The 12,967-nt window shown below is 59.9% G+C and carries 10 protein-coding genes and 2 pseudogenes; 7 read left to right on the top strand and 5 right to left on the bottom strand.

The window, feature by feature from the left end:
- Nucleotides 1–452, top strand: a 452-nt coding sequence (locus NKH60_RS24710; protein ID WP_352873659.1) for a hypothetical protein, incomplete at its 5' end; no start/stop codon positions are given.
- A 927-nt stretch (nucleotides 453–1,379) separates the two neighbouring features.
- Here NKH60_RS24710 and NKH60_RS24705 read toward each other — a convergent pair.
- Together NKH60_RS24705 and tyrS are read right to left on the bottom strand one after the other, a co-directional pair.
- Complete coding sequence (locus NKH60_RS24705) at nucleotides 1,380–1,658, bottom strand: hypothetical protein (protein WP_352451797.1); 279 nt, start codon at nucleotides 1,656–1,658, stop codon at nucleotides 1,380–1,382.
- A gap of 323 nt (nucleotides 1,659–1,981) precedes the next feature.
- Complete coding sequence (tyrS, locus tag NKH60_RS24700) at nucleotides 1,982–3,241, bottom strand: tyrosine--tRNA ligase (protein ID WP_352784374.1); 1,260 nt, start codon at nucleotides 3,239–3,241, stop codon at nucleotides 1,982–1,984.
- A gap of 468 nt (nucleotides 3,242–3,709) precedes the next feature.
- On the opposite strand from tyrS, the pseudogene NKH60_RS24695 reads away from it, so the two are divergent.
- Both NKH60_RS24695 and NKH60_RS24690 read left to right on the top strand, forming a co-directional pair.
- Nucleotides 3,710–3,884, top strand: a pseudogene (locus NKH60_RS24695) (IS6 family transposase); the annotation flags it as partial.
- Between the two features lie 84 nt (nucleotides 3,885–3,968).
- Nucleotides 3,969–5,888, top strand: a complete 1,920-nt coding sequence (locus tag NKH60_RS24690; protein ID WP_352784371.1) for a potassium transporter Kup — start codon at nucleotides 3,969–3,971, stop codon at nucleotides 5,886–5,888.
- A gap of 200 nt (nucleotides 5,889–6,088) precedes the next feature.
- Here the strand turns inward: NKH60_RS24690 and NKH60_RS24685 are convergent, their stop codons facing one another.
- Nucleotides 6,089–6,466, bottom strand: a complete 378-nt coding sequence (locus tag NKH60_RS24685; RefSeq protein WP_352451800.1) for a flagellar export protein FliJ — start codon at nucleotides 6,464–6,466, stop codon at nucleotides 6,089–6,091.
- 268 nt (nucleotides 6,467–6,734) lie between these two features.
- On the opposite strand from NKH60_RS24685, the pseudogene NKH60_RS24680 reads away from it, so the two are divergent.
- The 3 genes and pseudogenes from NKH60_RS24680 (at nucleotide 6,735) to NKH60_RS24670 (ending at nucleotide 10,608) form a co-directional block, all read left to right on the top strand.
- A pseudogene (locus NKH60_RS24680) lies at nucleotides 6,735–7,463 on the top strand (IS6 family transposase).
- Nucleotides 7,464–7,645: 182 nt separating this feature from the next.
- Nucleotides 7,646–7,966 (top strand): hypothetical protein, encoded by a 321-nt coding sequence (locus NKH60_RS24675; protein ID WP_352784380.1) that lies wholly within the window; start codon nucleotides 7,646–7,648, stop codon nucleotides 7,964–7,966.
- A 1,226-nt stretch (nucleotides 7,967–9,192) separates the two neighbouring features.
- The gene (locus NKH60_RS24670) at nucleotides 9,193–10,608 is read left to right on the top strand and encodes a hypothetical protein (protein ID WP_352784368.1); all 1,416 of its coding nucleotides are present in this window, start codon (nucleotides 9,193–9,195) and stop codon (nucleotides 10,606–10,608) included.
- A 119-nt stretch (nucleotides 10,609–10,727) separates the two neighbouring features.
- Here NKH60_RS24670 and NKH60_RS24665 read toward each other — a convergent pair whose 3' ends face one another.
- On the bottom strand, nucleotides 10,728–10,931 hold the full coding sequence (locus tag NKH60_RS24665; protein WP_352784365.1) for a hypothetical protein: 204 nt from the start codon (nucleotides 10,929–10,931) through the stop codon (nucleotides 10,728–10,730).
- A 343-nt stretch (nucleotides 10,932–11,274) separates the two neighbouring features.
- Here NKH60_RS24665 and NKH60_RS24660 point away from each other — a divergent pair, with 343 nt between their 5' ends.
- On the top strand, nucleotides 11,275–11,568 hold the full coding sequence (locus NKH60_RS24660; protein WP_352784362.1) for a hypothetical protein: 294 nt from the start codon (nucleotides 11,275–11,277) through the stop codon (nucleotides 11,566–11,568).
- A gap of 469 nt (nucleotides 11,569–12,037) precedes the next feature.
- Here the strand turns inward: NKH60_RS24660 and NKH60_RS24655 are convergent, their stop codons facing one another.
- On the bottom strand, nucleotides 12,038–12,502 hold the full coding sequence (locus NKH60_RS24655; RefSeq protein ID WP_352784359.1) for a hypothetical protein: 465 nt from the start codon (nucleotides 12,500–12,502) through the stop codon (nucleotides 12,038–12,040).
- Nucleotides 12,503–12,967: the final 465 nt, after the last annotated feature.

Raw genomic sequence — 12,967 nt, 5'->3', positions numbered from 1 at the left:
TCCCGAGCGACGACACGCTCCCGCGAAGCCTTGATGCCATTGACGAACGGCATGGGCGAAGACTCCGCGAACTGGATCAGCGCTGGCTCGGCTTTCAGGGCAAAACGCGAGGCGGCATATTAGGAATGCCGGATAATGATTTCCTGGAAATCTTCGACGCCGTCGGCGATGCCGAGGTGCGGGCTCCGACTTCGGAACTCAGCGGAGACGCATTCCACGCAGCCAATTCCGCCACCAAAAGGGCGGTGTCCCCGTTTACCGACGCGCATCTAAGTTCTCCGTTGTTCCCCAACACGATTATTGCTGTGCCTGTTACCTCAATCGACCGTTCTGCGATCGTGTGGCTGACGCTGCGGAAAAAACCGCAGGGTCGGTTCTGTTCGATGTTCGCGTCGACGGCGATAGCTGCGTTCAGCGGATGGCTGCGATTGGATATGGCGTTTAAATCCTAACGGGATTCAATAATCCCTGTGGGACGGCACGTCCTGTGTCCTGCAGCGCGTTGTTGAGCGCATGGCCCATATAGCGGATTGATGATGGTGAAGGCCTCGGGCTCTCCTCGGCTCCGGCACCGGCACGGAACGTGTCGGCCGGCACCGCAAAGGGCGTTCGGCCGGCCGGAGAGAGGTCGAGGCAGCAAGCATTCCCAGTGGGGAAGTCAGGCTGTTTGGCTGTCGCATCCACGAAAGGTCGCGCCACAGAAACTTGATTGCCAGTCAAATTTTGTTTTCTCGACGCTTCACGAATTAGCATTGGATGCTTCGCTGTTGGGCGTGAAGGAAGATAGGCTGGGGATGGCGCGGCCCGAGCGAACCCACAAAGCCTTCACACGATGCAGATAAGGCACGGGACCTCGTCGAAAGTGTCGACAGGCTGGCTGGCGTTGCTCATGACTGAGCGGAAATAGAGCACGGCAAGACGGTGGAGACCATCGCGCTCGACAGCAAGAACAATTCTCCAGAGGCGATCATCATTATCGATCCGGCGGTCGGGAGGCCTGGTCGGCTTAGCGGGGCTACGACGATGCGACATCCAACAGATATGCGGCATGACTCGGTCAAGGTCGGTGCTGGAATTGCCGCCCGAAAATGGAGTCTTGGCCCAGGAATCGAGCCGCCATCGCGGACGTTGCACCGAAGCAGAGCCGGCACTGTCTCAAGTCCGGATGGCGAAGTGCGCAGCCGATGAAAGCTGCGGCAGTTGGGGACGCGTACAAGCCGTATATGATGACGACATTCGGGGCGCCACGGAGGCGTTCCGCGTTCCTATCGCTCGAACCATGGCCATCGACGAATACGACAGGCCATCAGGTCCGCCGCGCCTTAGCGATAGATGAGTCGCAGCTTCGCCGTGCATAGCGTAATCGCGGAAGTTTGCATTTACGCGCTCCCGTCCGTTTCATTCTCCTCATCGATTTCGCGCACGGGCAGATAGGCGTTCGTTTCCAACCATTCCCGCAGCACGATCTGAATGAGGTCCGCCCGGCCGATTTCCATTTCGGCAGCAATGGCGTTGAGAGCGTCCTCGGTGGCCGGTTCCAGCGGCACGCCGGCGACGTTTCTGAGCATCAATGCCGCGCGCCGCAAGATGATCTGCAGATCCGCGCGCGAAACGTGTGTCGCTTGGCAGTTAATTAGTAAGCGCGAATTTCCCCGCACCTTTTACTGTTGAGTGCTCTGATGCATGAGGCGTCACCAAAATAGGTGGACACCTTGTGTGCGGTCGCCGTCAATGCCGATCACATCAAAGGAAACGGCCCGCCCATTGCCGCATGGAAGCGTGACAATGCTGCTCGACCTCCTACATGTTAATGCATCACGTAATATAGTAGCCAATCACCCACCCGGCCAGTTTGCTGCCTTTGCCCGGCCTTAACTACCCCCTGGGGAATGTCTCTCGACATTCCTCAGGGAACTCGACGCGAATGTCTGCAATATCCGCTAAGCGGGCAGAATTTCTGCGACAGCATCTTGCTGAAACCCTACTTTACAACAGTGTGGCGCTTCCGGCCGAGCGAAAGCCGGATCGGGAGGTCTTGGGACGATATCATTGTATCAACCTCGACGACGTTGCCGTTGATCCGCACACCTCGTCCCGAGATCGCCCTTCGCGCTTCCCCTTTGGAGGAGGTCAATCCGGCGCGTACCAGCAAATCCACAAGGGCTACTCCGGCCAAGCCCTCGGCGTCATTTAGATGAAGCGTCGGTAGCCCCTCTGCGGCTTCGCCCTGCCCAAATGCTTGGCTAGCCGTGGCCTCCGCCTGTTTGGCGGCGTTAGTTCCATGTGCCAGGGCCGTAGCTTCGTTGGCGAGACGTTCTTTGACGGCGTTTAGCTCGGTTCCTTCAGCCTGTCCAAATCGCTCGATCTCGTCCATCGGCAGATCGGTGAAAAGCTTCAGGAACCGAACGACATCAGCGTCTTCCGTGTTACGCCAGAATTGCCAGTAATCGTATGGCGAAAGGCGATCTTCGTTGAGCCACACAGCTCCGGCAGCCGTCTTACCCATCTTGACACCTGAAGGAGTCGTCAGAAGCGGCGTAGTCACTCCGAAGACTTCCTTTCCATCCGTCCGCCGTATCAAGTCGATGCCATTGATGATGTTCCCCCACTGGTCGGCTCCACCCATCTGCAGACGGCAACCGGTCCGGCGGGATAGCTCAAGGAAGTCGAACGCTTGGAGGATCATGTAGTTGAATTCTAAGAAGCTCAGGTTCTCCTGCTTTTCCAGCCGCGACTTCACACTGTCGAAAGAGAGCATCCGATTGACGGAGAAATGCCTGCCGACGTCTCTCAGCATGTCGATCCAACGAATGCTGTCCAGCCAGTCGGCATTGTTCACCATCACGGCATCCGTCGGGCCGTCTCCGAAGACAAGGAGACGGTCAAAGACCTTTCTGATCCCTTCAATGTTGGCGGCGATCCGCTCGTCCGTCAGCATCGGCCGCGCCTCCGAACGGAAGCTGGGATCGCCGATGCGGGTGGTCCCACCCCCAATGAGAACGATGGGTTTATGGCCAGTCTGCTGAAGATGACGAAGCGCCATGATCAGAAGAAGATGGCCGACATGAAGACTGTCAGCCGTCGCATCGAAACCAGCGTAAGCGGGTACGACGCCTGCTTCAAAGGCGGCATCGACACCCGGCAGGTCGGTCCCTTGATTTACATAGCCGCGCTCAATGAGCGTCTTCAAAGCCGCCGAACATGGTTCGGAATGACCGGTTGATAAATCGGGAAGTGCCATAGGGAATCCTCCTGGTATTGCCGCCAGGGGGTCCTCTCATGAACAAAGCCGCCTGACGGCGGCTTGTTTCAAGGCATGATCGAAACGCGCCGCTCCTTATGGAAGCGTCGCATAATAGATTGCAGCGATGAGCGCGGACTTGATCATGTGCCGATGCATAAAGGACTTTATCCGCACCTGCAAGCAATCTGAAATGGCTACTTCGGGGAGCTGCCGAGCCTCTGTCGCGACGATTTGCAACTGACTTTTGCACCGTCGCAGAGCTCAACTTTTGCGACAGCATTTCCTGCTTCCCGCTTTCCTTCTGATGTCGAGCCCAGACGCGCTTCACCTGCGCTTCGCTGCAGCAGCCGGTCAGCTTTGCCGTCCTGCCGATACTGTTGCCGCCAGACCGGAAGACAATAATGCGTTCGTGTGTCACCAGTCAGCTTGGTCCGGCATATTTCCCGGTTCCGTCGCAAACTCCAGCTGAGGTCGGGCAGGTTGAGCGTCACGCGCCATCGTTTCCTGCCGCAGATCATCGCCCATGCGGTCTGGCTCTCCTTCAGGTTCCCCTTGAGCCTGTGTTTGGTCGAGGAAATGGCGCTGGAGGGGGATCGTGGTTTCGTATGAGACAATCCGCCGGTGGGGCAACAAATGCGGTCCGCATACGGAGCCATTACGTGACGGCACTTGATATTGCAGTGCAGCAAGCGTAGAGCACCGCGCGCTTATCGGAGTGTCGTCCATGGCCCTTACCAATGCTGGTAACGAGGCAGAACCCGTCGAACAATCGAGCCATTCTGAGGTCGAGCAGCACAGCACCAAGGTGCTGATGCTGGGCGCACTCGGCGTGGTTTACGGCGATATCGGCACCAGCCCGATCTATGCTTTCCGCGAGGCATTGGTGGCATCGTCGGGGGGCGAAGTCGCCAACCGTGGCGACATCCTCGGCGTGTTGTCGCTGATCATCTGGTCGCTGACCATCATCGTCACCATCAAATATATCATGTTCGTGCTCAGGGCCGACAATCGCGGCGAGGGCGGTGTGCTGTCGCTGATGGCGCTGGCGCGCAACAGTTTCCCGACCCGCTCGGCGGTGATCCTCGGCATCGGCATCGTCGGTGCCTCGCTTTTTTTTGGTGACGCAGTCATCACGCCGGCGATCTCGGTGCTGTCGGCGGTCGAAGGCATGAACGTCGTCACGCCGACCTTCCAGCCTTATGTGGTGCCGCTGACGCTGGTCATCCTGGCGATTCTGTTTTCGGCACAGCGGTTTGGAACCGGCGGCGTCGCCCTGATCTTCGGCCCGATCACGGCAGTCTGGTTCCTGGCCATCGGCCTTTCCGGTCTCAACCACATCATCGCCGATCCGGAAATCCTGCTGGCAGTCAGCCCGCATTATATCGTCGCCTTCCTGATCAATTCACCCGACGTCGCCTTCGTGACGATCGGCGCCATCTTCCTCGCCGTCACCGGCGCCGAAGCGCTCTACGCCGACCTCGGCCATTTCGGCCGCAAGCCCATCGTGCTCGCCTGGCTGGCAATCGTGTTCCCTTGCCTGCTGCTGAACTATGCCGGGCAGGGCGCATTCGTGCTGGCGAAAAACGGAGTGGTCGGTCATCCCTTCTTCGAGATGAACGAAGGCTGGACGCTAATTCCGATGGTCGTTCTCGCCACCGCTGCGACCGTCATCGCCAGCCAGGCGGTGATCTCCGGCGCTTTCTCGCTGACCAGGCAAGCGGTGCAGCTCAACATGCTGCCGCGCCTGGAAATCCTGCATACGTCGGAAAGACAGTCCGGCCAGATCTACATGCCGCGCGTCAACATGCTGCTGGCGCTGGTGGTGATGCTGCTGGTGGTCGGCTTTGGCGAATCCAGCAAGCTTGCGTCAGCCTACGGCATTTCGGTGACCGGCAACATGCTGGTGACGACGGTGCTGCTGTACGTGATCATGAGCCGCATCTGGAAATGGCAGCTCTGGCTGGCCATCTCCCTGACAGTGGTATTCGCGTTCATCGACATCGGCTTCTTTGCCTCGAACATCGTCAAAGTGTTCGAAGGTGGCTGGGCTTCGCTGGCGGTGGCCTTCACCATTGTGCTGGCGATGTGGACCTGGATCCGCGGCACCCGCTATTTGTTCGACAAGACGCGCCGGAACGAGATCCCGCTGGATTTCCTTGCCGGCAATCTGCTGAAGAAGAAGCCGCATCTGGTGTCGGGCACCGCGGTGTTCCTGACCAGCGATCCGCTGAGCGCGCCGACCGCGCTGATGCACAGCCTCAAGCACTACAAGGTGCTGCACGAACAGAACGTCATCCTTTCGGTGGTGACGGCGCCGCAGCCTGTCGTGCCCGACAGCGAGCGCGTCAAGATGGAGACCGTCAACGAGCTGTTCATGCGCGTGACGCTGACCTTCGGCTATATGGAGCAGCCCAACATCCCGCGCGCGCTGGCCATCTGCCGCAAGCAGGGCTGGAAGTTCGACATCATGACGACGTCGTTCTTCCTGTCGCGGCGCTCGCTCAAAGCCTCGCCCAATTCCGGCATGCCGGCCTGGCAGGACAAGCTGTTCATCGGGCTGGCGCGCACGGCGGCAGATGCGACGGAATATTTCCAGATCCCGACCGGACGCGTCGTCGAGATCGGGACGCAGGTGACGATTTAGGGCATGCCGCGGTTGAGAAGAATCGGTGCTGTCACATTGATTGAGCGGTAAAGAAATTGAGGTAGCAGCGCGCCCGGTACTGTAAAGTTTCAGCGGCTTGATGCAGCGATAGCTGGCCGGGACGGCTGTCACGCTGCGGCGACACACGCGCCAACGGCCAGTCGGGTGTCGCGAATTGAGGCGCGCTGAAGCCGTCCGGCTCAGCCGATCATGGCGCTTCGGTTGCCGGGTTCGAGGTCGTGGCCTCTGCCGCTGCGCGATTCTAGCATTTGCGCCTTGGAGAGCTCTGCTTCAGCCTCGGCGAGGCATGGCTCGGCTGTGGTTCTCTGCCGCAGAAGGTCCGATTGCGAATTCTTGAGGTTGTCACGACGTAGGCGGGCGGCCTTGGCGAACGTCGGATAAGCGAAATGATTGATATCGGAGATGCCGGCCTTCGTTTCCTCGGCGTTTATCTGGAAGTCCAGTTCTCGCGCCATGCGTTCGAAATCGGCAATCATCATGTCTAGCTGCTGCAACTGTCGCCGCTTCTCATTCACCTGAAATTGCTTCAGTCGGACCAGATTACCTCGTGGCTTCATGACTCGGTACTCCGGTACACATTTCGTCCAATCAAACCGCTCTCTCCCAGCCCCTTAACGTTAGGCCTACAGCGACTCTCACGGTTTCTGCTGCGAGAGGTATTTTCCAAATCCTTGGCCGATGGCCATGAGTTCAATGGCATCGACAAGCATGCGAGCGAGGGACTTAAGGAGCGGTAAAAAAAGGCGGAATAGGGCGATTTCACATTGTCTGCATATGAACGCGTTGAGACCTGCGGCGGGCTTGTCACACAAACCAATCGCCAAGATTTGCGACATAGACGCCGGGGGGCATGAATACGCCCGCCGTCAGCTACACGCCCCCCGATTTCCGCCGCCTATTATCGCCCACGCGGTCTGGCTTTATTTCCGGTTTCCGCTGAGCCTGCGCCTGGTTGAGGAAATGCTGCTGGAACGCGGCATCGTGGTTTCGTATGAGACAATTCGCCGGTGGGGCATCAAGTTCGGGCCGGACTACGCTCGCTGCTTGCGCCGCAAGCCGCCGTGCCGGAATGATGTCTGGTACCTGAACGAAGTGGTCGTCACCATCGCCGGCAAAAAGCTTTGGTTGTGGCGCGCCGTCGACCAGGATGGATATGTGCTGGACGAAATCGTGCAAAACCGCCGCAACACCAAGGCCGCCAAGCGCTTGCTGACGCGGCTGTTGAAGAAGCAGGGGCTCGCGCCGAAGCGCATGATCACCGACTAGCTGCGCTCGTATGGAGCGGCAAAGCGACAGGTGATGCCGGACGTCGAGGCACCGGTCGCACAAGGGGTTGAACAACAGAGCGGAGAATTCCCATGTGCCGCCGCGAAACGGGAGCGGATGATGCAGGGGGTCCGATCGCCGGGAGGCCTGCAACGCTTCGTCTCGACCTTGTCAGCCCTCCGCAACCTCTTCGTCCCGCCCCGCCCCAAACGTTCTGCTCTCGCCATACATGTTCATCGCCTGCAAGCCATCGCCGAATGGAAGGCCGTGACTGGAACGCCCGCATGAATTCTGCAGCAGCAGCCCTCGGCCGGCAACGGTGGGAGGCCGCTGAGCCTCATCCGCTTCGATGAGAGCGGCGTCGGCGGGTTCTGTCGCAAACTTTCGGAAAGGTCATTTGCTGCAGAAAAATGGCCTGCGGCATCGATCGCGACGAGCACTGAAGTCGATCAGAATCCGCAAGAGCCAGTATTTCAATAACCGGGCTCGAACACATCTCAACCGGTGAAAAGGTTCTCGAAGTCCGCGAGGCCCCCGCGGCGGCCATCATCATGGACGCGCTGCGGCACCTCGAAACCGCTTCCCTTGGCGTCGGATCAATCGTGTTGAAGGAAGGGCTTGAGCAAGCCTGGTCCCAGGAGGCGGTTTCAGGTGCATGGGGCAGTACTATTCACAAGATGTGCGAACGGGCCATAGCGTCTGCACTCGAGGGCGTCAGCGGGAGCGTCAGCTACATAGTCGATAACACGCGCTTTTTACCTCGGTCTCGGCTCGCGACGATGGATTGCTAACGGCGAACTCATGCTGGTCGGCAAGGCGATACTGGCTGGAGCATCAACTCGGCCGACGAGAGTGGCCCACCATCCTAGACAGGATCGGCCGATATGCCGGCATCGCCGCTCTGCAAAGAGCACAGCGGGCATCCAGACGTTGCCGGGTTGACTATGGGTGTCCGAACCGCGAAAAGAGGCCGCTCTTCATGAGTGGCGTGCGCCGGCAGTCTAACCCCAAGCCCCCCGCCCAGGCTGCCGGCGCGCTTCTAGGAACATCGAGGTAGGGCACTACGCCGCTTGCTTGTCCGACTACGCTTCGATCAGATACCGCGGTGGCCAGCCTCGACCCGTCGCTTGCGCCTGCGCCCGCCGAGACCTTGTGCTTCCTCCAGCGAGTCAAGCCGATCACCATGGGCGTCGCCAGTTCTGTTGCTCACCCACGTGCCATTTGCGATCTCGTGTCAGTGAGAGCACCGCAACCACCTCCCCTGCTAGAGGGCAAGGCGGCTTGCGTCGCCCGTGTTGTTACTATTCTTCGCTGTGGTCGGAGTTTTTCCCTGCCTTCGGAATCGGGACATTCGACTTTGCAAAAAAAATAGGCCATCGTGGTCGATCGTCACGCCCCCAGTTCGGCGGCACGATGGACGCAGCGCAAGCTCTTTGCGCGGGGGGCTCGTCCCATCAAATACTTGATGCAATTTGCGCTTTGCGTACCTCCGTGCATGTTGCTCGATGCCAGGCGGAGGCCTCTGTCTAAATGATCGCATCGATCGCGTTGCCGCGATCGCCGCAGCCGTTTTCGAGCAGGACAATCATGCCAGGCGTTGTCGGCAGCGATGCGCATGCAAAAATTCACAGATGCGTCTAGACTTAGACTAGCGCATCTTCGCCATCGCGCTCGGCTATGAAGCCGCCTTCTTAGCTACGTCGCAAAGGGTTATCCGGCCAAGGCGGGTTCAATGGAATGAAATGAGGCCCCTTTGGGTCCTGAACTTTCAACTCCAGACTGCCTCTTTATGCGACTTTTCGAGCACAGAACGTGAACATGAGAGCGTGCTGGCATGTTTAGACCCCCTTGAGGTCAGTTCGTGCCGTGAGCGCCAGACAATGTTTAAGGCAGCGTCTTCATGCGCCACCGCCCCGTTCGATCGGAAAGAACTGGTGCAGACTGGAGCACCGTCACGCGATTCCACGACTAGCAAAGATTTGGCAAGCAATGCTGCTATAAGCTTCAGGAAAGAAAATTGGGGGGGCGGGCAATCGTGCTCAGGGCGTGCGTCAGTCGCGTACAACATGCCGTTGGACATGGTGGTTTCCACACGGGACACATTCAGGTCTTCGAGCCACCAAGAACTGGTGCGGAGCTGGAAGGCTATACGGAGATTAAGAGCTTCCGGTACGTTTATGACTGCGGGTCCGAGCACGGCAACGCGTTCAAGAGCGCATTAAACGCGCACCGGCTGAGTTGCGAGGGACGCACGGACATTCTCTTCGTATCCCACCTCCACTCTGATCACTCCAACGGCATCGAACACTTGCAGGCCATTGCACCAGCAGAGACCGTCGTCGTGCCGTATCTCGACGTCATCGAGCGACTGATCTTCATTCTCGCTGACACGGAGTCCGGCGCCGTTTCGACATCCGCTCGCGAGTACTTCGGCAATCCGGCGGGCTGGTGGCTGGACCGCGGCGCGAGATACGTCATCTTTCTCGAGGCGGATGATGGTGATGCTCCGCGGCCGGGCGGGCCGATGGAGCCCGATGGTCCGATCGACGACGGCGGGGGTGACGATCGCCGGGATGCGATGGCATTGCCGGAAAAGAAAAAGCCCGGCACGCGGCTTGCCCACCACCTGCGTAAGCCAAGAGGACCTGTCCCGGAAGGTTTGACGGCCGCCAGCGAAGCGAGGTCAGAAGCCGCCGACGGCGCCGTTCTTGCCGGCGCCGGCTCCTTCATGCGACTGGAGTGGCGCTATTATGAAACTGCACAGTGGCAGATCGGCGACTGGATCCTGCTCCCCTATGTGCATCCGGTCGACAAGGCCGTTCGTTCCCGCTTTCAGCGAGCGGTCACAAAGGCCCTTAGGATCAGAGGCGGCAACGAGGAAAAGCTCGCCGCGAAATTGATCGAATTTCTTTGCTCGCCCGAGAAGACGAAGGTGCTGCTTGATCTCTACGGTGAGCACTTCGGGCACGGCCACAACGCCCTGTCGATGTCGCTCTACTCCGGACCGTATTGTCAAAGCACCCGACCAGCCGATGACGATCATCGCTGGCATCGATACGGATGGCCCTATGAGGACTTTCCCCATTGGGACATCGGCTTCATTGAACCTGTGGGCTGGCTCGGAACGGGAGATTCCGCGCTGAAGCAGAAGCTACGGCGCGACCCCTGGATGAATTTCTATCAGCCATACGCGTCCAATGTTGGTATATTGACGCTGCCCCACCACGGCTCCGCTCACAATTTCCACGAGGAAATCCTGGCATTTGACGGCCTTCAGATGGCCCTGGCCACAACGGTCGATCGCCAGAACCGCGTGGCGCGGATGCGTGACACCCTCGCGGTCGTGCAGGCTCGCGGGATTCACGGACATGTCGTCGACGATCGACGCATGAGCACCTATCGGTTCTGGTGCGGGCGCACGATGGGGAGATGACATTGGAAGAGGTTCGCCGGATCGCCATGGCGCCTGCGCTGACCGTCAGCTGCCGTGAGGAGGCCGACGAACTGATGTCGCTCGTGCGTGCGTCGGCCGCACGAGCGCGGGACTGGATGTCAGCATAAACCGGCGATCCGCTCGACATGCTGCGGCAGATCAAGTTCGAGCCTGTCGCCTTTCATTCGATCGAGGATCGTGCGCTCAACTTCATCGAGCAGATCAATCAGACCTGGACGTTTGCAGTCGCGATTGGCGCTGCCAGGCAGTTGCTGCAGCTGCATCCGAATATCGGCGGCTTCCGCCTCGCGCCTGGCGCCCATGCGTCGCTCGAGCTCGACATCATGAGCGTGGAGCTGGTGAGGTTGGCGCGGAGACCTTCGCTGCGGCAACCCCCCGCAACAACGGCAAACTTGCGGCGGACCTCGCGAAGCTCGCGGGGCGGCCCGAACGCAACCGGTACGTGTTCTTCATGTCTCCGCTGTTCCCCGGAAACTCGCGGCGGCCGCAATTTGAGAAAGATGGTATTGAGGTCTGGTCGATCGATGTCTGACCTGCGAACCGCACGACCTCCGGTCGAGGATGTGATTACTGGCCTTACAACCAAATCCGCGCGAATTCGGGCGCTCGCGGCTAGCCGGCTACGAGCGGGCGGAGATCGCCCGTATGCTCGAGCTCCGATACCAGCATGTTCGCAAAGTGCTCGTCGATGAGGAAGCCAGAGGCGCACAGGGGCAACGACCTCGTAGCGCCGGGAAACCCAAGGCGGCGGATCATGCGGCTGCCAGCCCGCGCTTGGACGCCTCGCCTGCAGTATTGATCAAGGCCGGGTTCTGGCCAGTCGGCGAGTGGACCCGCCTTTCGGACGAGGCCTTCCATCTTAGCGAGAGGGCGCCCAACGAGCCTGGAATCTACGCCTTCGCCGTTGACGGAGTGGTTAAATATATCGGGCTGACCTAGACAGGTTTGCACGCGCGGATGGGCCACTACCGGCGGGGCCACAAAGGCCACAGGACGAGCTCGCGCGTGGAAGGCGCTGACCCTCGAGTGCCTAGCCGAGGGAAAGTCGGTGCAGGTTTTTGTCGCGACACCCGAGGCGCTCGAGTGGAACGGTCTGCCGGTGAGCACTGCCGCCGGGCTTGAAGCCGCCCTCATCCGCGCCATGCGACCCAAATGGAATATGCTGGGAGCGAAGCGGCTGATACCCGGGGCTTCCCTCTCGGAATAGGAGAGTTCCCGTCCTAGGTTTAGAGGCATGTGCAATGCCCCCGAACAGGTCGGTGAGGTGATGGGCAACAAGATGGACCACCTCTCCCTCCGGCTGGATCCGCCCGCGGACGGCAAGCAGGGAGGACGAAAGCACAAGAACCGAACGGATATCTAACTAGGAGGAACCGCCGCCGCCGTATGCGCGGCGGCGGTTTGATGATCATGCGACCGCGATCGCATTTGCCATCGCGTTGACTGTGAGAGCGAATAGGGCCGGTTTCGATAGCGTCGCCTTGAGCTGATCTGGCCAATCCGGATGGACGGATGCCCATGCGAGTATCTTGGATGCATCGAGACGTCGATGACTCGCAAGATAGCGCGACGAGATCTTTGCCGGTACCGACTCGCGCACATAGTGGGCATTGAGCGGCCGAAGGGTGGTGAACAGCCCGTATGCCTTGGCGAACGTCTGGACCTCGCCCTCCTCAGCGAGCGAAGAAAGTAACTCCAGCACCGGCCCGGAGGGTGTGATGTACGCGTCCGAACCGAAACGGGAGATGGCGTCCGCGACCCGCCGCGCGTTGCGGACGCCGATAGCAGCAAGCGCGTCGTGCAGAGCACGTACCCTCGGCGCCGCCTGCCCCTGCCCAATACTCGGCCTTTCCGGTCCGGTTGTCAGCAACACGCGCCGCCACCGCCTCCGCATTGGGAGAAAGCACCCTGACCCGCCCCTCCTGGACGTCCAGAATGCCGGCAGCGATCAATGTCGCAAGCTCGGCGTCGAACCGTGGGTGCCGAGCATCGTCTTGAAACAGAGACGCCAGGTCGCCACGGAACACAAAGGCAAGTGTGTCGGGCTCAAGCCAGGGGACGGCTCGCGTTCCTCCATGGACGTTGAGAAGGAGGCCGAGGACGAGTGCTTCTCGCAGTCGCTGGCCGGCTCCTGAACCAGGCCGTAGCAGAGGGCTGCGACTGCGGTGCAACGCGGCGGTCGCCAACAGATACGGAAAGACGTCGCGATACCAACGCGGGGGTGTTTCGCGATCGGGTGCTGCTTCCGCCGGATCTTTGTCGAGCCACGCGAGCACGGGTGGACGGCAGGGCTCGGGCAACGCTACGAGCAGCCGCTTGCGAAAGGCACCTAGCTCGA

The sequence above is a fragment of the Mesorhizobium sp. M1006 genome (genome assembly GCF_040318825.1).
In the GTDB taxonomy this organism is placed as follows: Bacteria; Pseudomonadota; Alphaproteobacteria; order Rhizobiales; family Rhizobiaceae; genus Mesorhizobium.
This window is presented reverse-complemented; position numbering and strand designations above follow the sequence as displayed.